The sequence below is a fragment of the Methylobacterium sp. WSM2598 genome, from assembly GCF_000379105.1.
GTDB lineage: Bacteria > Pseudomonadota > Alphaproteobacteria > Rhizobiales > Beijerinckiaceae > Methylobacterium.
In genome coordinates this window covers 2,101,712-2,120,689 of record NZ_KB900609.1, presented here as the reverse complement: position 1 = coordinate 2,120,689, position 18,978 = coordinate 2,101,712, and the positions used below count along the sequence as shown (strand labels likewise).

The 18,978-nt window shown below is 67.8% G+C and carries 15 protein-coding genes and 2 pseudogenes; 7 read left to right on the top strand and 10 right to left on the bottom strand.

What is annotated here, in order from left to right:
• Nucleotides 1–7: 7 nt before the first annotated feature.
• Nucleotides 8–784: a Tll0287-like domain-containing protein gene (locus MET2598_RS0109930; RefSeq protein WP_026190636.1), complete on the bottom strand. Its 777-nt coding sequence runs from the start codon at nt 782–784 to the stop codon at nt 8–10.
• Between the two features lie 284 nt (nt 785–1,068).
• Between MET2598_RS0109930 and MET2598_RS36275 the strand changes: the two genes are divergently transcribed.
• Both MET2598_RS36275 and tcuA read left to right on the top strand, forming a co-directional pair.
• Complete coding sequence (locus MET2598_RS36275) at nt 1,069–1,389, top strand: DsbA family oxidoreductase (protein WP_018260731.1); 321 nt, start codon at nt 1,069–1,071, stop codon at nt 1,387–1,389.
• A 203-nt stretch (nt 1,390–1,592) separates the two neighbouring features.
• A complete protein-coding gene (gene tcuA / locus MET2598_RS0109920; RefSeq protein ID WP_018260730.1) occupies nt 1,593–3,101 on the top strand; it encodes an FAD-dependent tricarballylate dehydrogenase TcuA in 1,509 nt (502 codons plus the stop codon).
• Nucleotides 3,102–3,871: 770 nt separating this feature from the next.
• On the opposite strand, the gene MET2598_RS0109915 is transcribed toward tcuA, so the two are convergent.
• From MET2598_RS0109915 to MET2598_RS0109880, 7 genes and pseudogenes are all read right to left on the bottom strand, one after another.
• The gene (locus tag MET2598_RS0109915) at nt 3,872–4,771 is read right to left on the bottom strand and encodes an alpha/beta hydrolase (RefSeq protein ID WP_084673812.1); all 900 of its coding nucleotides are present in this window, start codon (nt 4,769–4,771) and stop codon (nt 3,872–3,874) included.
• 76 nt (nt 4,772–4,847) lie between these two features.
• Nucleotides 4,848–5,702 (bottom strand): annotated as a pseudogene (locus MET2598_RS36270) (MFS transporter); the annotation flags it as partial.
• Nucleotides 5,703–5,718: 16 nt separating this feature from the next.
• Nucleotides 5,719–6,887, bottom strand: a protein-coding gene (locus tag MET2598_RS0109905; RefSeq protein WP_085984595.1) for an IS3 family transposase whose coding sequence is annotated in 2 segments (ribosomal slippage) — nt 5,719–6,620 and nt 6,620–6,887 — 1,170 coding nt in all. Because the reading frame shifts where the segments join, the coding sequence is not laid out codon by codon here.
• Nucleotides 6,888–6,938: 51 nt separating this feature from the next.
• A pseudogene (locus tag MET2598_RS0109895) lies at nt 6,939–7,256 on the bottom strand (MFS transporter); the annotation flags it as partial.
• Nucleotides 7,253–8,488, bottom strand: coding sequence for an MFS transporter (locus MET2598_RS36265; protein WP_236728699.1), 1,236 nt, complete (start codon nt 8,486–8,488; stop codon nt 7,253–7,255). The pseudogene MET2598_RS0109895 and the gene MET2598_RS36265, both read right to left, overlap by 4 nt.
• 45 nt (nt 8,489–8,533) lie before the next feature.
• A complete protein-coding gene (locus tag MET2598_RS36260) occupies nt 8,534–9,967 on the bottom strand; it encodes an FAD-dependent oxidoreductase (protein ID WP_018260725.1) in 1,434 nt (477 codons plus the stop codon).
• A 48-nt stretch (nt 9,968–10,015) separates the two neighbouring features.
• A complete protein-coding gene (locus tag MET2598_RS0109880; RefSeq protein WP_026190634.1) occupies nt 10,016–10,333 on the bottom strand; it encodes an ArsR/SmtB family transcription factor in 318 nt (105 codons plus the stop codon).
• A gap of 271 nt (nt 10,334–10,604) precedes the next feature.
• Between MET2598_RS0109880 and MET2598_RS0109875 the strand changes: the two genes are divergently transcribed.
• From MET2598_RS0109875 to MET2598_RS0109855, 5 genes are all read left to right on the top strand, one after another.
• Nucleotides 10,605–11,126 (top strand): NUDIX hydrolase, encoded by a 522-nt coding sequence (locus tag MET2598_RS0109875; protein WP_018260723.1) that lies wholly within the window; start codon nt 10,605–10,607, stop codon nt 11,124–11,126.
• A gap of 162 nt (nt 11,127–11,288) precedes the next feature.
• Nucleotides 11,289–13,268 (top strand): methyl-accepting chemotaxis protein, encoded by a 1,980-nt coding sequence (locus tag MET2598_RS0109870; RefSeq protein ID WP_018260722.1) that lies wholly within the window; start codon nt 11,289–11,291, stop codon nt 13,266–13,268.
• 97 nt (nt 13,269–13,365) lie between these two features.
• On the top strand, nt 13,366–13,572 hold the full coding sequence (locus MET2598_RS0109865) for a hypothetical protein (protein WP_018260721.1): 207 nt from the start codon (nt 13,366–13,368) through the stop codon (nt 13,570–13,572).
• A gap of 576 nt (nt 13,573–14,148) precedes the next feature.
• Entirely contained in the window at nt 14,149–16,626 is a 2,478-nt protein-coding gene (locus MET2598_RS0109860; RefSeq protein WP_018260720.1) for a TonB-dependent receptor, read from the top strand.
• 26 nt (nt 16,627–16,652) lie between these two features.
• The gene (locus MET2598_RS0109855; RefSeq protein WP_018260719.1) at nt 16,653–17,300 is read left to right on the top strand and encodes a response regulator; all 648 of its coding nucleotides are present in this window, start codon (nt 16,653–16,655) and stop codon (nt 17,298–17,300) included.
• A gap of 425 nt (nt 17,301–17,725) precedes the next feature.
• Here the strand turns inward: MET2598_RS0109855 and MET2598_RS40960 are convergent, their stop codons facing one another.
• Entirely contained in the window at nt 17,726–18,193 is a 468-nt protein-coding gene (locus tag MET2598_RS40960; protein ID WP_084673811.1) for a hypothetical protein, read from the bottom strand.
• Nucleotides 18,194–18,353: 160 nt separating this feature from the next.
• Entirely contained in the window at nt 18,354–18,839 is a 486-nt protein-coding gene (locus MET2598_RS0109845; protein WP_018260717.1) for an Hsp20 family protein, read from the bottom strand.
• Nucleotides 18,840–18,978 lie beyond the last annotated feature (139 nt).

Here is an 18,978-nt window from a genome sequence, read left to right as displayed (position 1 = left end):
GCCGCCGTCACGAGCGCCTCAGCCTGATGCTGATGACGCTGCCGAGATCGCCCACGCGCGCGCCTTCCTTGGGGTATCCCGTGATGTCCAGGTCCCCCTTCGGGCCGCCGTGGCAGCTCAGGCACGAGGCGGTATAGTATTCCGGCACGGCGATGCGGAAGAGCGGTCCATTCTGGTCGTCCATGATCATCTCGTAAGACTTGCCATGCGGCCAGTCCGGGGCCTGGAAACGGTCCTTAATCACCTCCGCCTCCCAAGCGTCCGGCCGAACCTTGCGGTTGCGGACCAGGCTCAGGGGCGCCGTGACTTTCATGTCTGCCTCGCCTTGGGCCCGGCGCGAGAACGCCTCGCTGACGAGGCGAGCGAAGACCGCCGGGATGAACCCCTTGAAGCCGGTCCCGGCGGCGTTGATCGTGCCTTGGTTGGCGTCCACCACTTCCTTGATCGCCGCCATCTCGTATTGCAGGAGCCGGCCCTCCCGGCTTCCCGCCGGAAGCGCGCCTGGATCCATGCCCGTCGCCTGGCGGTAGACCTCGACGGAACGGGCCAGCACGGCGTCTCCGTCGAGACCCTTGTGACGAGCCGTCGGATCGTTGATCACGTCCTGGGATTGCGAGATGACCGTCCTTCCCGCGCGCAGCATGGCCGCCAGCATCTCGGCGATGCGCCGGTCATCCCGACCGGCATCGTCGATGGCCTTGGCCGAGGGAGCCGCCACGACGACCATCAGCATGAGGGCGAAACTGGTGACGGCGCGTTTGGTCCTGCCATGTTTCGCAACCATGCCATGAGCCCTCGCATCAGCTCAGCATTATCAACTGACGATCGCATGGCAAGCAACAACCTGCTCGGCCGCAAGGTTACGATACGAGGAGTCGGAGCGAGTTACGGCCGAACTGAGGGGACTGCCGGTGGAGGGCGCGGTCGGCGCTGGCGCCCGCCTCAGGAACGTGAGTTCCCGCAGTTGCACGAGCGGGCGCACTCCGTCCGCCGCAACCTTGGCCGCCGGGAGTGCATCAGCATCGCCTTCACTCGGTGCTCCGGACCCCGAACACACGGCGTGCCCACATGCTGATCGCGGCCGGGACGCACGATGGGCGAGCCGATCCGTTCGTGGACGCGCTGTTCCGCGCCTACTTCGACGAGGGCCGGGATATCGGCGACCCCGATGTGCTCATCGTCATCGGCGAAGCCGCCGGGCTCGGCCGCCCCGTCATCGAGGAGGCGCTCAGCAACGAGCAGCTGAGAGCGCTCGTCGAGGCCGTAGAACAGCAAGCTGCCGGGATGCAGATCGCGGGCGTGCCGTTCTTCATCGTCGACCGCAAGTGGGCGGTCTCTGGCGCGCGGCCGACCGAGCAGTGGCTCAAGGTGCTTGGCTCTGTCGGCTAATTTCTCAACGAAAGCGGCGGCCCTATTCGGCACCGCGACGCCCCTGGTCTCAACCTCGCTCATCAGCGCTACCGGCGACAAGGCCGCCCCAGCCTACTGGCTGATGCTTGCCGCTGCATGCGGGCTTGGTGCCGCCCTAACATTCTACCGCGGCCACACGGCTGTGCGGCCCGCCGCGGCCGACCATCATGGAGAGATCCCCCATGCAGACCGAGTGGGACATTATCGTCGTCGGCTCCGGCAACGCCGCGATGAGCGCGGCCATCGCGGCGCGCGAGCAGGGCCGCCGCGTGCTGATCATCGAGAAGGCGGGGCCCGATCTCGCCGGCGGCAACACCGCCTACACCGCGGGCGCAATGCGCTTCGTCTACGAGGGCAAGAATGACCTCCTGCCGCTCCTGGAAGATCCGCACGACCCGCGCCTGGCTCGCACGGAGTTCGGCGCTTACACGGCCGAGCGCTTCGCGGCAGACCTCCTCGGCTTCAATGATGGGCGCCCGCTCAGCCGTGAGCAGCAGACGCTGATCGCCGAGAGCTACGACGCTGTGCGCTGGCTCGCCTCGAAGGGTGTGAAATTCGAGCCGATCTACGCCCGCCAGTCCTACGAGAAGGACGGGCGTTTCGTGTTCTGGGGTGGCCTGACGCTCGCGACCCGCGACGAGGGCCTGGGCCTCGTCCAGGCCGAGCGCGCCGCGTTCAAGGCACTTGGCGGCGAAATCCGTTTCGGCTGCGCGGCCGAGGACCTGATCGTCGAAGATGGGCGCGTTTGCGGCGTGCGCACGCACGCCGCCGGCGAGGCCGGGACGATCCGGGCGCGTGCCGTAATCCTGGGCTGCGGCGGCTTCGAGTCGAACCCCGAATTGCGTGCCGAACTCATCGGCCCAGGCTGGGAGGACGCCAAGGTGCGCGGCACGCCCCACAACCGCGGCGACGGGCTCGCCATGGCGTTCCGGCTCGGGGCGCGGCGGCACGGCTTCTACGGCGGCTGTCACGCCACGCCGATGGACCTCTACACACCACCCTACGGCAACCTCGCCCTGCCCCACCTCGAGCGCAAGCACTACCGCAAGATCTGTTACTTCCTCGGTGTCATGATCAACGCCGAGGGGCGCCGCTTCGTCGACGAGGGCCGCGACTTCCGCAACTACACCTACGCGCAGTTCGGCCGCGCGATCATGGAGCAGCCGAAACACATCGCGTGGCAGATCTTCGACTCGAAGGTCGATTCCCTGCTCTACAGCGAATACCGCTTCCACGACGCGCATTACGTCGAAGCTGACACTCTCGACCGGCTGATCGACAAGCTCGACGGACTCAACAACAAGGAGCAGGCCCGCGCCACGCTGGCCGCTTTCAACGCCGCCGTAGACGAGAGCGTCCAGTTCAACCCGGCCGCCAAGGACGGCCGCGGGACGAAGGGCCTCGATCTCCCGAAATCGAACTGGGCGCAGGCCCTCGATACCCCGCCGTTCAAGGCCTATCCGGTCACCGGCGGCATCACCTTCACTTATGGCGGCCTGGAGGTGGACGAGGCCGGCGCAGTGATCGCCGAGAACGGTGCGCCGATCCCCGGCCTTTACGCCTGCGGCGAGATCGTCGGCGGGGTGTTCTTCAACGGCTATCCGGGTGGCTCCGGCCTGACCTCCGGCGTCGTGTTCGGCCGGCGAGCTGGAGCCGGCGCAGCCGCTCAGACCGGCCGCGGAGCATCTTGAGCTCCACGGCGTGTCAGCCGGGCCGCGATAAGCCCGCTACTATCAATCCGGGCACGCGCCATGGCGTCGCCCGGGACGGCGTCCGGGAGGCAGCACTGCGGCACACCCGCGGTGCACGCGCCTCAACCGCGGCGCAATCCGTCCGCACCCGAGGCACAGCGCCGGCCCCTTCCTGCCCCTGCCTCCCCTCCCCGCGCACCCGACACGGCTCGACCGTGTGACCTTTGCCTGAGGAGCCGGCGCCCGATCCCCTTGAGCGGATTCACGTCCCTCTTCGCCGTTGCGCCGGCCCGCGTCATGCGCTAGTGAAGTGCCGCGGTCAGCACCCGTAGCTCAGCTGGATAGAGCGTTGCCCTCCGAAGGCGGAGGACCCGTAGAGCTAGTGCTCAAGTCGCTCCCTAATCGATCAAGGACTTAGCGCCTCGCGAACTCTTCTTGAGCTGAGCGAAGCGCGTCCGCGGCACAATTGGGCCACATCGGGCCGCGGAGAGCGACCCGGACGTGGAGATCTTGCTCGCGACCTAGCGCGCACCCGCGGGCGTGATCGGCGGTCTTCCGGACCTATGCCCTGCGACCCAGCAGCGGAACGTGAAGTCCTAGTGATTTCCACCCAGCGGCTGAGGGATGCCTTCTGCGCTCATGACGTCCCCGGCCCGATCCTTGGCGGCGTCGTCCTTGGCGCACAATGCTACTTCAAAGCACGTCGAGGCGACGCTGGCAGCCGGAGTGCCCTCGCCAGGAAGGCACCCTTAGGCTGAGCGCCGAACCAGTCAGCCTACGCCCGCCAGCACCTCGACGACCTTCTCGGGCATCGGCACCTCGACATCGTGCGGCACGGCCAATTCGCGGTAGTTCCAGCCTGCCTTGGTTCGGGCGCGCTGCCGGCTCGGCTCGATCGAGGCCAGGGCCGGGTTCGTGTAGGCGACGTAGGTCACGGGCAGGCCGGCGCCGGCCGGCTTCGCCAGCCGCATCGCGCTCTCGTAGGTGCCAATCGGGTGCGGGCGCAGGCGCTGCATGAACCAGTCCTTGGCCGGGCCAGCCGGGATCGGGAAGGCGTCCGGGCCGGGCACCGGCAGCGCCACGCCCGCGCCCTGGTCGAGCGCCGTCTTGCGCCGGGCGTCCGCCATGCCAGAGGGCAAGATGGAGAAGGCGCTCTCGCCGTTCTCCGGGATCAGTGCATCGAGGTAGACGATCTGGCGGATGCGGTCGGTCATGCGATCCGCGACGCCGGTGACCGCCATGCCGCCGTATGAGTGGCCGACCAGGACGACGTCGTGCAGATCCTCCATCTCGATGACGCTCGCGACATCCTGGATGTGGGTATCGACCGTGATCTGGCGCGATAGAAGGTGACTGCGCTCGCCGAGGCCGGTCTGCGTAGGCGTCCAGACCCGGTGGCCCTGCTGCCGCAAGCCCGCCGCGACATCGCGCCAGATCCACCCTCCCCCATACGCGCCGTGCACCAGCACGTAAGTCTTGGACGCGCCTTGTGTAGGCGTCTGCGCGACGGCGCGCGTTAATGGGACTGCAGCCCCGAGCGCGGAAAGGCTTGTCAGGACGTTCCTGCGGCTGACTCTCACGTTCGGCTTCCTCCCGAAATTGTTCTGGCGCTGCCGATCTAGCGCACTCCCTGCCGATGGGGATGGTGCGGTGCCCTTGGCGATCCGCATGATTCTTAGATCCACACCTTCTGCGCTCACAACCATCCCGGCCCCGTCCTTTGCGGCGCCGATCCCCTCGTGTCGGTTACCTCTCTCGCCACAGCGCGCCCACGAGCAGCAGGTTGATCACCGCCAAGCCGGCCAGCACGGTGAGGGTGGCGTGCGTCCCTCCTTGCGCGAGCACGACTGCACCCAGCGACGGGGCGAGAGCCGAGGCGACGAGGTTCGGCTGCGCCAGCCGCCCCAGCAGCGGCGCGTAGCGCGCCGGGCCGAACAGCGCGAGCGGCAGGGTGCCGCGTGCGATCGAGTAAACGCCGTTGCCGGCCCCGTAGAGCACCAGCGCGGCGGCGAGGATCGGGAACCCGGTCCACAGCAGCACCAGCCCGAGGGCGATCAGGCCCATGGCGGCGGTGAGCGTCCAGATCGGATGGTGCCGGCCCCTGTTCGCCATCTCGATCACCCGCGCGGCGACCTGGGACGGGCCGACCAGGGCGCCGAGCGACACCGCGGTCGCGAGGGACGCGCCCTGCGCCTGCAGCAGAGTGAGCAGATGCACGGAGATGATAGCCGTCGTCGCGCCCGACAGGGTCAGGATGCCCGCGAGCAGCACGAACGCCCGGCGCTCGCGCCCGCGCAGCGGTGACGCCCCGGCCGAGCCGGCTGCGGCGCCCGGATCCGGCAGGAGCGACGCAGAAGGAAGGACGAGCAGGACCAGCGGCAGCGCCAGGGCGAGCAGCAGGCCCGCGTAGGCGAAGCAGGTCCCCCGCCAACCCATGTGTTCGACGAGGTAGGCCGAGAGCGGCCAGCACACCGTGCTGGCGAATCCGCCCCACAGCGTCAGCGCGGTGATCGCCGGTCTCGCGCCGGCCCCGAAGAGACGCCCGAGCGTCGCGAAGGCCGCATCGTAGAGGCCGGCCGCCATCCCGACGCCGAGCACCAGCTGGACTTGCTTCGGTTTAGTAGAGAGCGGTTGAACAGGTGCCCCGCCTCTCGAACCGGACAGGGCTGACGAAGCCGAGCGCGGAATGGCGCCGGCAGGGATTGTAGAAGCCATCGATGTAGCGGGCCAGGGCTTCGGTCGCCTCGGCACGCGTGTAGAAGACGGTGCGCCAGACCATCTCGCTTTTCAGCGTCTTGAAGAACGTCTCGACCATCGCATTGTCATAACAGTTGCCCTTGCCAGACATCGAAATGGTGATCCCGCGGCTTCGTAGTTCAGCCTGGTACTCGTTCGAGCAATACTGACTACCTCGATCCGAATGATGCACCAGACCAGCTGCCGGCCGTCGCACAACCAAAGCGCGACGCAAGGCAGTCAGGGCCAATTCCTTGTGCAGCCGGTCGCCAGCTGCCCAGCCGACGACCCGCCGGGCATAAAGATCGATCACCACCGCCAGATAAAGCCAGCCCTCCCGTGTCCAGATGTAGGAGATGTCAGCCCCCCACTTCTCGTCGGGCTCTGCGGCGGTGAAATCCTGGTCGAGCCGGTTGGGCGCGACCGGGAAGGCATGCTGGCTGTCGGTGGTGCGCCGAAAGCGGCGCGGCTGGCGAGCCTTGAGCCCGCTCTCCCGCATCAGCCGCGCCGTGCGGCGCCGGCCCACGCCAAGCCCTTGCTCGCGCAGCTCGTGCGTCATGCGCGGGCTGCCATAGGTCTCGTGTGAGAGCGCGAAGGCCGAGCGGACGTGGGCGAGCAGCACGAGGTCCTCGCGCTGACGGCGCGACGCGGGCCGGTTCTTCCAGGCGAAGTAGCCGCTCGGGCTGACATCCAGGAGCTTGCACAGACGCGCGACCGGGAAGTCCTTCTTCGCCGCATCGATGAGCTGGAACCTCATCGACTTCCCTCCTTGGCGAAAAAAGCCGTGGCCCGCTTCAGGATCTCGCGTTCCTGGCGCAACACCTCGTTCTCCCGCCGCAGCCGCTTCAGCTCGGCGGCCATGTCCTCCTGGCGGTCGGAGGGCGGCGCCTCCATCTCGCGATCGCGCTGTCCGTCGATCCAGTGGCGCAACGTCGAGAGGCCGATGCCGAGATCCTCGGCGACCTCTCGGCGGCTGCGCCCGCTCGTGTGAGCAAGGCGCACGGCTTCGGCGCGAAACTCAGGGGTGAAGCGCTTCTTCGGTTCTCGCATCGGGAACCTCCTCCCTCACGGAAAGAGCTCTCCACTTTCCCGAAGCAAGTCCACCAGCCAGCCGAGGACGAACACCGGCAGGCTCGGCGCTGAGCCGATAACGACGAGCCCGAGCGCCAGCACCACCGCGGCGAACGCCAGCACAGGCCGGCCGCCGTGAGTGCCGATCGCGCGCCCGACTCGAGGCGAGGCCAGCCCCGAGACCAACAGGCCGGCCGAGAGGCCGCCGACGATCCAGGGCAGCGGCCAGCCGGTATCCCGGGCGATCGGTGGAGCGAGCACGGTCAGGAGGTAGTAGGAGCTGCCCCAGGTCAGGATCTGCACCACGCCCAAGGCCGAGATCACGGCCGGCCCGGACCGAGCCCTCATGTTGTCCGGCCTTTCGAGAGCGGGGCTGTGTGCGCCGATGGCGAGTGGCGCGACCACCACAGGGCGACCGGCCCGAGCACGATGCCGAGGCTAAGCAGCGCGAAGCCAGCGAACCACGCGCGACCGCTTCCCGGACCGCCGGCCACGTCGAGCGCCACCCCGAAACCCCAGCCGCCGAGCGCCGAGAGGCCGAACCCCACCGTAGAGTGTAGCGCCATGGTCGCGCCCTTCGCGCCGGGAGTCGCGCTCTGCGCCATGCCCGCGGTCAAGGCGCCGCTGTCGGCCGGGATGGTGATGGCGTAGATCAGGATCAGCGTGAAAATCACCCACGGCGCGGCGTCCGCGGCCAGCCCCAGGCTGAGGCCGACGCAAGCCGACGCGATCTGCACCACCGAGATCGCGCGATGCCGTCCGGCCCGCAGCGCGAGTTCGTTGCCCAGCACGCTCGAGGGCATCGAGAGCAGGGCGAACAGCACGCTGATCGTGACGGGACCGACCGGCACGCTGCCGCCTCGGCTCGCCGCGACGAAGGTCCAGAAGGCCACGATCCAGGTGCGCATCCCGTAGAGCTCGAAGCAGTGCGCGCCGTAGCCGAGGATGTAGCCGAGGGCCGGCCGGTTCCGGAACACGGCCCCGAGGCTCGCGAGCAGGCCGGTCTGCGCCGGCGGCGGAACGACGGGGGCCATCAGCGCCACCGCGACCAGCATCGCCGCCGGGCCGAGACCGGTGGCCAGGAACGCCGCCCGCCAGCCGAACCGGTCCGCCACGACCTGCGCGACCAGAAACGACAGGGCGACGCCGAGCGAGAAGCTGGAGGTGTAGAGGGTGACGCTGCGCGACGCGTCGCCGGGATCGAGCCGGTCGGTCAGTGCCTTGAGACCCGGCATGTAGGCCCCGGCGAAGCCCAAGCCGGCCAAGCCCCACATCAGCGAGGCGGTGACGAGATCCTGGGCGACGAACGGGAAGGCCAGGACCGCCGCCATACTGACGAACGTGCCCGCGCCCAGGATCATGCGGGCATCGATCCGGTCGGAGAGGGTCGCGAGAACCGGGACGGCGAGCATGTAGCCGAAGGCGTAGGCGCCGGCCATCATCCCGGCCTCGCTGGCGCTGAGGCCCCAGAGCGGGATCAAGTGCTTGGCCATGATCGCCTGCACCACGACGTGGGGTAGCAGGTTGCCGACCTGACCGACGCACATGGCGGCCACGAGCCGGCGACCGGTCAAAGGCATGGTCCCATCTCCGTCAGCGACGCGCACACCGCGCGATGCCGGTGCTCACGCGACCGCCTTACCGCAGCAGGAGGATGCCGTCTCGATGACAGACACGGGGGAACAGCCACACCCCGTGCCGGTCTCGGCCTTAGCCACCGCGTCATCGGCGCAGCAGGCATCGACCCCGACCGGCGCTGGACCGCCACAGCACCCACCCGCGCTGCTCTCGGCGCCGCGTGAGGTCGAGCACACGCCGGTTTCCGGGAGGACCAGCTGCACGGAGTCGGCCGCCGCGAAGTCGCCGGCCAGCGCCGCCGCGATCGACCGAACCTGCTCGTAGCCGGTCATCATCAGGAAGGTCGGAGCCCGCCCGTAGCTCTTGATCCCGGCGGTGTAGAAGCCTGGTTCCGGGTGAGCCAGCTCACGGTGGCCGTGCGGCGGGACTGAGCCGCAGGAGTGCAGGTTCGGGTCGATCAGCGGGCCGAGCGCCCGAACGCTCTCCAGCCAGGGATCGAGTTCCAGGCGCAGCTCACGCGTTAGAGTGAGATCCGGGCGCTGGCCCGTGGCGGTCACGACCCGATCGACGGGGCCGAGCGTGCGCGGTCCGCACGCCATCTCGCCGTCCACCAGGAGGCCCTCGCTGTCCGCCCGCACGGCCGTGACCGCGAAGCCCTTCGCCAAGCGCACCCGTCCGCTCTCGACCAGCGCGCGGAGCCGGAGACCGAGATCGCCCCGTGCGGCCAGCTGGTCGGCGGCTCCACCGCCGTAGACGCGCGACAGGTCCTTGCCGCGGGTGGTCCAGATCAGTGTTGTGCCTTCAACTTCCTCGGCCAGCTGCGCGAGCTCGAGGAGCACGTTGGCAGCCGAGTGACCGGCACCCACGACCAAGGTGGTTCGTCCGGCATAGGCGCTGCGGTCACGGCCGAGCACATCCGGGATGCCCGCGACGATGCGGTCAGCCAGGACGAGTTCGCCTTCAGCTGGCAAGCCGCCGGCACCGAGCGGGTTGGGCGTCGCCCAAGTCCCCGAGGCGTCGATCACAGCGCGGGCGAGGTCGCGCCGGGTGCGCCCGTCGTGAGCCTCGACGGTCAGGACGAAGGGCTGCTTCTCTCGGTCGCGGCTCACGACCTTGTCGATGCCGAGGCGGCCGAGCGCCGTGACCCGCGCTCCGGTCTCGATCACAGATGCCAGGGCGGGCGTGGCGGCGAGGGGCGCCAGATAGTGGTCCACCAGCTCATGCCCGGTCGGGTAGACGTTGTCGGGCGGTGCCTGCCATCCTTGGACCTCCAGAAGCGCCCGCGCGGCCGGATCGATGTTGAACTCCCAGGGCGAGAACAGCTGCACGTGCCCCCAGGCACGCACGTGGGCGGCGATTGTCTCGCCGCTCTCGTAGACCCTCACGGTCAGGCCGCGTGCGACCAAGTGGGCGGCAGCGGCCAGACCGACTGGGCCCGCGCCGATCACAGCGACCGGCAGCGAGGTTCTGCTCTCACTCATCGTCTCCTCCGCTAGTTCCAGAAGTATCGAAGTATAAGGCCCAAAAAGTCAGGCAGCGGCGTCCTTGCTGGCGCACCCCGCGTCGGCGCAGCACTCGTCCGTCAGGAAGCCGAGCAGGGCGTTCATGGCCGGATAGACTGCTCGGCAGATCAGCGTGGTGGCTTGGCGCTCCTGGGAGACCAAGCCGGTCAGGATCAGCCGGTGCAGATGGTGTGAGAGCGTCGAGGCGGCGGCGATGCCGACCCGCTCCTGCAACTGGCGAACCGGCAGGCCGGCGTGCCCGGCGCGCACCAGCATCCTGTAGACCTGCAAGCGGGTCGGGTTGCCGAGTGCTTCGAGCTGCTTGGCGGCTTGTTCGATGTTCATCGAAATAAATTGACCCGCCAAGGGCGGCAGGTCAATGCCTTATTCGAGAATTCTCGAAGAATGCGACGCAGCCTCTCTGACGAGCGGGTGCGAGGGAGGTGTCGCGTGTCGCGCCGCGCTTATACCAGCCCCGGCTGCGGCTCACGATCCGGAACACATTGAGCATGAGCGGCACGACGCACGTCCGCGTTGCGTTAGGGCTTGGCGAGCGACATCGTGATGGGCTGGGTGCTGACCCTGCCTGTCACGGCCGGATGTTCTGAGTATCGCTGTGCCCAAGCCGAAGAAGCCCCGTATCAAGTCGACGGTGAAGAAGGCGGCTCAGTCAAAGGCGACGAAGAAGCCTAGCCTGTCGAAGCCGCTGCAGCAGGTGGCGGCCCTACCGGTGCGCCAAGCGGCGGACGGCGGCCTTGAGGTGCTGCTGGTGACCTCGCGCGAGACCCGGCGTTGGATCGCCCCGAAGGGCTGGCCGATGAAGGGGCGCAAGCCCCACAGGGCCGCGGCCATCGAGGCGCGGGAGGAGGCCGGCGTCACTGGGCAGATCAGCAAGACGCCGGCCGGCCACTACACCTACGACAAGCGGCTGCCGGACGGCAGTGCCGTCCCTTGCCGAGTGGCTGTCTACGTGCTGACCGTCACGCGGGAGCTGCCCAGCTGGCGCGAGCAGGGCCAGCGCGACGTGCACTGGGTCAGCAGCGAGGCCGCGGCAGAGCTGGTCCAGGAGCCGGAGCTGGCCGCGCTGATCCGCGATCTCGCCCGCTCGATGAGCGCGGAGGATGTGATCGTTCCTTAGATCCAGCGGACTACGGCTGCATCAGCAGCATAGCTGAATGGTGCCTGATACTTTGGACAGCGTCAGTGTCACAAATTTGAGCAGATCAAGCTACTAATCGTTAAATGTCTATCAACTATCTGCAGGAGAAATATCGGGCACCAAATAATTACTGGTGATCTGATGGCCCCCGCCCGCCTCGCTCTGACCCTCAACAAGCGCCTCGGCCTGCTCACCCTCATCGGCATGGCCGGCGTGGTCGCAGTCGGCACAGTCGATCACCTCGCTAATCGCCACCTCGACGACCTTGAACAGCGCTCCGACCAGATGGCCAACGGCGCGTTGCTAACCGCCACGCTCAATGCCGACCTGCTCGACCAGCGCAGGAACGAGAAGGACTTCCTGCTGCGCGCCGACGACGGCTCCGTCTCACGGCACGCACAAGCCGCCGAGCGCGTCAGCGCCGACCTGAACGGCCTCAAGGCCCTCATCGCCAGCGGCAGCATGGACGCGCAACTCGCCCCGAAGCTGAGCGCCATCCGGGCGGGCTTCAGCACCTACCAGACGGCCTTTGCTGAGCTCGTGCGCACCTCCAAGCTCCTCGGCCTGGACGAGAAGTCGGGCCTGCAGGGCACGCTGCGCACCTCCGTCCACGAGGTCGAGACCAGGCTCGGGCAAGCCGACGAGCTGCGCCTGTCCAACCTCATGCTGATGATGCGCCGGCACGAGAAGGACTTCATGCTCCGTCTCGACCCCAAATACGCCCAGGACCTCAAGAGGCGGGCAGCCGAGTTCGATGTGGCTCTGAATGCGTCCGCTCTGCCGCAAGCATCCAAGGCCGAGATCGGCGCTCGTATGACAGCCTATCAGCGCGATGTAAGCGCCTACATCGAGGGCCGCCTGCAGTTGGTAGAGGCAACCAAGGTGCTGTCGACCAACTACGCCGACCTCAAGCCCTTGGTGGACAGCGTCAGCGCTGCTGTCCTGCAAACGCGCGAGGAGGTCGAGGCCGAGATCAAGCAGGCCCGCTCCACGACGGATTGGCTGCGCTGGTGCTTGGCCGGACTGGTGCTGGCGATCTCCGGGGCCGCCTCCATCCTGGTGGGCCGGAGCATCGCCAAGCCGCTCGCCGGGATGACGACGGCCATGCAGCGCCTCGCTGCTGGAGACGTGCACAGCGAGGTGCCCGGGCTGGCGCGCCGTGACGAGATCGGCGCGATGGCAGGCGCGGTGCAGGTGTTCAAGGACAACCTGATCCGCACCAGGCAGCTGGAGGAGGAGACCGCGCTGGCTCGCGCCGGGGCCGAGGTGCAGCGCAAGGCTGCGATGCAGCAGATGGCCGACAGCTTCGAGCAGGCGGTGGGCGGCATCATCGCCTCCGTGACCGCCTCGGCAGGCGAGCTGCAGGGGACGGCACAGACCATGGCTGGCACCGCACAGGAGACGGCCAGCCAGTCCACCACAGTGGCAGCGGCGGCCGAGGAGGCGTCCTCGAACGTCAACACGGTAGCCGCCGCGGCCGAGGAGCTGGGCTCGTCCGTGCAGGAGATCGCCCGACAGGTCAGCGGGTCAGCAACCCTGGCGCAGACGGCCGTCCAGGAGGCTGATAGGACTCGTGCCCTGATGCAGGACCTGAGCGCAGCGGCAACCAAGATCGGGGAGGTCGTCGACCTGATCTCCGGCATTGCCGGGCAGACGAACCTGCTGGCACTGAACGCGACGATCGAGGCGGCGCGCGCGGGCGAGGCGGGGCGCGGCTTCGCGGTTGTCGCCGCCGAGGTCAAGGAGCTCGCCAACCAGACTGGGCGGGCGACGCAAGACATCGCGGGTCAGATCGGCCGGATCCAGGGCTCGACGGAGCAGGCCGTGGCGGCGATCGGCAGCATCGGCGGGCGCATCGAGGAGATGGCGCGGGTCGCGACCGGGATCGCCGCTGCTGTCGAGGAGCAGGGCGCGGCGACGCAGGAGATCGTGCGCAACGTCTCTCAGGCGGCGATGGGCACGGGCGAGGTGACGAGCAACATCGTCGGCGTGGCGAGCGCGGCCGAGATCACGGGGGCGGCAGCCAATCAGGTCCTGGCTTCGGCCTCCGAGCTGTCGCACCAGTCTGCGCAGCTCAGCGTGGAGGTGGCGCACTTTCTCTCGACCGTGCGCGCCGCGTGAGGTGATGATGTCGGAGGTTCAGTTTATCAACCAGCCGCAGACCGCCGACGCTCTGCGGCAGCAGTATTAGGCTCTGGCCCGCTCGGCCGAGGCCGGTGTGGATCTCGGCCCGCGCGGTGCGCACATCGCGGCGCAGCGGGACTGCCTGGCACAGATGCTGGTGCAGCTTCAGCGCCATCTAGAAAGGCTGGAGGGCGACTCCAGTGTCCAGTTGCTGAGCCTTGAAGACATGCTGGCCAAAGCCGCCGCAGTGAGCTGCGCCTTGGCCCGCATGCTCTCCCTGGTCGTGACACTTGATGCGTGAACCGCTGGCCCGAGGCGACGGGGTTCGCCCCGGGCCTATCGCTTAATCATAGACTTTCTTGGCGTGCGCAGCTGCCATAACTGGCGCCCCCCGCGACGTAGTGCGCCAGCTGCCGCCCGGCCAATGGCCTGCGGTAGACGGACTCATCCGAGGCGGTCGAGCACGCACGAGACTTGCGCGGCCGACCATGCGCTCCTGCGCCGCGGCGTGGGAACGCCGCACTTTGTGAGATCCGCCGCGATCTCCCCCAGTAACGCGGCTCGGGCGGCCCGCACCTCCGCGATCGTCACGACGAGATCGGCCGCCCCCGGCGGACGCCGACTGCAGCCGAGCTGGAGGTGAGCATCCGGGAACGAGTGGCAATGCTGATTGCCACTCGTTCCCGAGCACGCCTCACGATGTTCCCAATGCCCGTGATGATTATGCTACACAGCGCCGCTGTCTCTGCAATATCCAACGCACGTGTCCGCCGCAGCCTAAGCGGCAGATTGCGGCTGAACAGCGGCTTTCGTATCCGTTCAGCACTGAGCTAGACCTGATTAGGTCTAAGAACTTTCGGTGCGTTGAGGGAAACCGATGGTGGCGCTGCGCCGCAGTCTTCTGGTCACGACCGTTCTGGTGCCGTGCGCGATGCTCGCCTCAGGCCACCGCGCGGTGGCGCAGGGGGACACGATCGCCCTCGACACCATCGACGTCGTGCCCGTCACCCCCGTCGGCGGCGCGAGCAGCATCGGGCGTGCGGCCGGCGCCGAGGGGCTCCCGTCCAGCGGCGCGCTGCCGCTCGCCAAGGTTCCCTTCACGGTCGAGACCGTCTCGGCGCGCAAGCTCGAGGAGGACCGGGCGACGCTCGACCGGACCTTCACGCTCGCCCGCACTACCCCGGGCGTGAACGTCTCTGACGCACAGGGCAACGGCTTCCGCCAGACCGTGACCTATCGCGGCTTCGACGCCTCGCCCGTGCAGGGCGCACCTCAAGGCCTCGCCGTCTACCAGAACGGCACCCGCATCAACGAGGCCTTCGGCGACGTGGTGAACTGGGACCTGATCCCCTCCGTCGCCATCAACCGCATCGACATCGTCACCGGCAACCCGCTCTTCGGCCTCAACGCGCTCGGTGGGGCGGTCGCCATCGAGATGAAGAACGGCTTCACCTGGCAGGGCACCGAGATGTCGGTATTCGGCGGCTCGGACGGGCGCATCGGCGGCAGCCTGCAGCACGGACAGGTGATCGGCCCCTGGAGCTTCTACTTTGCTGGCGAGGGCCTGAAGGACGACGGCTGGCGCTTCAAGTCGCCCTCCGAGATTGGCCGAGTCTACGCCGATCTCGGCTACCGCGCGCCGGACTCCGAGTTCCACGTCATCGCCTCAGGCGCCAAGACCTTCTACGGCGCGGCGTCCGCCACGCCAGTCGACCTCATCCGCCTCAACGAGCGGGCGATCTTCACCAATCCCCAGACCACCAGCACCGAGGTCGGCCAGCTGCAGGTCACCGGAAAGGTGAGCATCACGCCGACCTGGGACCTCTCGGGCAACGCCTACCTGCGCCGCTTCAGCCAGCAATACGTCGACGGCAACGACGGCAACTTCGAGAACTGCAGCACCCGCTCCAACTTCCGCGGCTTTCTCTGCTACGAGGACGACGGGTTCTCGCCCGCCCCTGGCCAGACCCAGGCTCAGTTCCGCAACCAGTTCCGCATCCTCGGGCCGCAGAACCAGCTGATCCCGTTCCGGGCGGGCATTCCTTACGCCACGCTCGATACCACGAAGACGGAGGCGACGGGCTGGGGTGGCTCGCTTCAGGCGACCAACCGTGACCGCATCCTCGATCACGGCAACACTTTCATCGTCGGCGGCAGCATCGACCTCGCCGACTACACCTTCAAGTCGTCGAGCGTGCTCGGGGTCATCAACCCGGATCTGAGCGTCACCACCAACCCGCTCAACCCCGCCTACGGGCTGGTCCCCGGTCTCGGCACTGGCCCGCTGCGCACCGCCGCGGCGCTCGGCATCGCGCCGAGCAACGTTACCGGCTCGAACCTCTACATGGGCCTCTACGCCCTCGACACCTTCGACGTCACCGACCAGCTCTCGCTGACGGCCGGCGCGCGCCTGAACTTCGCGCGCATCACCACCCAGGACCAGACCGGCTTCTCCCCTGACGTCACCGGCACCCACTACTACACCCGCGTCAACCCGCTCGCCGGCCTTACCTACAGGGTCGCGCCCTGGCTCAGCCTCTACGGAGGCTATTCCGAGTCGAACCGGGCGCCCACGCCTCTCGAACTCGCCTGTGCCAATCCGGACCGGCCCTGCCTGTTGCCGAACTCGCTGGTCGCCGACCCGCCGCTCAAGCAGGTCGAGGCCCATACCTACGAGGCGGGCATCCGCGGCACGGTGCCGGACATCTACGAGGGCGGGGTGTTCAGCTACAAGCTCGGCCTCTTCCGCACCGACCTGACCAACGACATCCTGCAGGTCGCGGTGCCCGGCAACGCGGCGCGCGGCTACTTCGTCAACGTGCCGGCTACCCGGCGTCAGGGCATCGAGGTGGCGGGCGAGTATGCCAATGAGCGCTGGAGCGTCTACGCCAACTACGCGCTGATCGACGCCACCTTCCAGTTCAACGGCCAGCTCTCCTCGCCCAACAACCCGCTGTCGGACGACGGGCTGATCACGGTGCGGCCCGGCAACAAGGTGCCGCTGGTGCCCGAGCACCAGATCAAGGCCGGCTTCGAGGTCGCGATCACGCCCGAGTGGAAGTTCGGCATGAACGTGGCGGCGTTCTCGTCTTCTTATTTCCGCGGCGACGAGTCGAACCTGAATCGCAAGCTGCCGCCCTACGCGCTCGTCAACCTGAACACGAGCTACCAGGTGACCAAGGAGGTGCAGCTCTTCGCCTTGGTGACCAACCTGCTCAACACGCGGGTGCCGACCTTCGGCACGTTCCTCGAGACGAACGCCAATTTCGCCAACACCTACGCGCTGAACGACCCGCGCACGGTGACGCTGGTGCAGCCGCTCTCGGTCTACGGCGGCATGAAGGTGAGGTGGTGAGCGTCCACTGAGGCAGCGCACCAATCATGACCAGCGTGCTGATCATCGACGATGATCTGGTTGTCATCGACACGCTCCGTGGGCTGCTCGCACCCACGGGCGTCACCACTCACGGAGCGACTAGTCCGGCTGAAGGTGAGCGCCTCGCCTACGAGCTTGCGGTGACGCTCGTGGTGACCGACCTGGCCTTTCCCGGAGCGCCCTTGGGCGGACTGACACTGATCCCCCGCTTGCGTAGCTGCCCTCCCGCCCCACGCGTGCTGGTGTTCAGCAGTCACGACGAGGCTTCTTTCGCCCGTGAGGCTTTGCAGGCGGGCGCGCAGGGCTACGTTTGCAAGACCGCGGGCCTAGAGGAGTTCGCAACGGCCTACCGCCTCGTGCAGGCCGGCAAGAGCTATCTCAACGCCGACCTGGTGTTCGCCCTCGCGATGCCCCCGCCCCCATCGACGAATCCGCTCGACCGGCTCACCGTCCGTCAGCTGCGCATGTTGAAGCTCCTGGCCGAAGGCCGGTCCTACCAGCGGATCGCGGACGCTCTGCTGTTCAGCATCAAGACCATTTCCAACGAGGCCGCTGCTCTCAGTCAGCAGCTACATGCTGCCGGTAAGGCCGACCTGATCCGCTTTGCAGTCCGCCACTACGATGCCATTTGTGCCCGGCTGACCTCGGACTGAGGTCTTGCTCAGCCTCTACGCGCTATGAGGCGCTACACCTACGCGGCCGACCCCGTTATCCCCCTACGGCGTCAGAGCTCCAGGGGCTATGAGACTGGTCGCGATCTCTCGTAGCGACGAGGCCCTGGAGGCACACACCTCCTTGATCCTCCCCCAGAAGTCGGCTGCCGAGGAGGCGCGTAGTCGTGCGCGCGCAGCCCGCCCGCGCCCTCATGCGAGATCCTGGTTCCGCAGGTTAGCCGGGGTGCCGAGCCGCGTGATGGGCTACGGACGCGAGCTGATCGAGCGAGCGCTCCCGTATCAGCTCGGTGCCGAGACTACTTACGAGCTGAGGCCTGACGGCGTGTGCTGCACGATCACCTTGCCCGTCTCAACGAGCAGATGGGCTCTCGAGCGCTCTCCAGCTTGATAAAGTGATCCGCAAGCTAGGCGCAGACGGCCAGAAACGCTGCTTGCCGTCTGGCTGCCGCTGGGCAGGGCGGCGGGTCATCGTCGTCATCCTGGCGCCGCAGCCGATACACGGACCGGTGTGACCTCGGCGTGAGCCGACGATGCGTCCATCGACGCTGATTGGAGCGCGGCGCTCGATGAGCAACCACACCGTCCAGCTGACCGAGAGCGGCCAGAATGTCGTCTACCGGGACGATCGCACCACTATCGGTCTGCCTAAGCGCGGGTGCGTTCTCGAGTGCGTTCGCGTCCGACGCCCAGGACGCCAGGATGGCGCGCTTCTCGCTCGCGCAGAGGCCCGGGTGATCGAGCACGTCGTCCGGGTGGCAAAACAGCCCTCCCGGCCCGGCCAGCGGGTCCCGCGCGTCGATCGACTTGGGTTGCAAGGTCGAGGCCGCCACCACGGTTGCAGGCTGATGGCCGTTCATCTCGGTCGTCTGCATACAGCATCCTCTCCCCAAGGCCGAGGACGGGACGACCAGGGCATCCCATGAGGCATGCCCTAGCCGCCGTCTCACGCGTTCAGTTCATCTTCTCAGGTGCTCTCACACGGCTTCGCGGTTGAACGGGATGCGCCGACCCCGCTCCTCCGCCGCGCCCAGATCAGGCCGCTTTGACCTGATGCTCGACCTGCGCGGCGGGCGCGTTGTCTTGCCCGACCGCGGCCGACCCGCCGCCGATCTCGATGCGGCGCGGCTTCAGGGCCTCGGGCACCTCGCGCACCAGCTCGATCGAGAGCAGGCCGTTCTCGAGGTTCGCACCCGTGACCTTCACGTGCTCGGCCAAGTTGAAGGTCTGCCGGAACTGGCGCGCAGCGATCCCGCGATGCAGGAACTGGCGCTCGCCCTCCGGCTCCTTCTTGTGGCCGCTGACTAGGAGCATGGTGTTGTTCTGGGTGAGCTCGATTTCATCTGGCCCGAACCCGGCCACCGCGAGCGTGATGCGGTAGGCGTCGTCAGCCACCTTCTCGATGTTGTAGGGCGGCCAAGAGGTTTGGGTTTCCACACGTCCAGCCTGATCGAGCATGTCGAACAGGCGGTCGAAGCCGACCGTGGAGCGATACAGGGGCGCGAAGTCGAAGGTCCTCATGACCACATCCTCCTTGCGAGCAACGTGACGATGAGAGTCGCTGGACACCGTGTCCGGCGCCCAACCTGCGAGCCTTGACGGGCCTCGCCCGCGCGTAACGCACAGTCGGCCGTTCGGTTCCGGTCAGAAGGAGAGAATT

Bases quoted from the DNA above. Each gene is read 5' to 3' on its own strand.
- MET2598_RS0109930 (WP_026190636.1), bottom strand. From the start codon at position 784: ATGGTTGCGAAACATGGCAGGACCAAACGCGCCGTCACCAGTTTCGCC.
- MET2598_RS36275 (WP_018260731.1), top strand. From the start codon at position 1,069: ATGCTGATCGCGGCCGGGACGCACGATGGGCGAGCCGATCCGTTCGTG.
- tcuA (WP_018260730.1), top strand. From the start codon at position 1,593: ATGCAGACCGAGTGGGACATTATCGTCGTCGGCTCCGGCAACGCCGCG.
- MET2598_RS0109915 (WP_084673812.1), bottom strand. From the start codon at position 4,771: ATGCGGATCGCCAAGGGCACCGCACCATCCCCATCGGCAGGGAGTGCG.
- MET2598_RS36265 (WP_236728699.1), bottom strand. From the start codon at position 8,488: ATGCCTTTGACCGGTCGCCGGCTCGTGGCCGCCATGTGCGTCGGTCAG.
- MET2598_RS36260 (WP_018260725.1), bottom strand. From the start codon at position 9,967: ATGAGTGAGAGCAGAACCTCGCTGCCGGTCGCTGTGATCGGCGCGGGC.
- MET2598_RS0109880 (WP_026190634.1), bottom strand. From the start codon at position 10,333: ATGAACATCGAACAAGCCGCCAAGCAGCTCGAAGCACTCGGCAACCCG.
- MET2598_RS0109870 (WP_018260722.1), top strand. From the start codon at position 11,289: ATGGCCCCCGCCCGCCTCGCTCTGACCCTCAACAAGCGCCTCGGCCTG.
- MET2598_RS0109860 (WP_018260720.1), top strand. From the start codon at position 14,149: ATGGTGGCGCTGCGCCGCAGTCTTCTGGTCACGACCGTTCTGGTGCCG.
- MET2598_RS0109855 (WP_018260719.1), top strand. From the start codon at position 16,653: ATGACCAGCGTGCTGATCATCGACGATGATCTGGTTGTCATCGACACG.
- MET2598_RS40960 (WP_084673811.1), bottom strand. From the start codon at position 18,193: ATGCAGACGACCGAGATGAACGGCCATCAGCCTGCAACCGTGGTGGCG.
- MET2598_RS0109845 (WP_018260717.1), bottom strand. From the start codon at position 18,839: ATGAGGACCTTCGACTTCGCGCCCCTGTATCGCTCCACGGTCGGCTTC.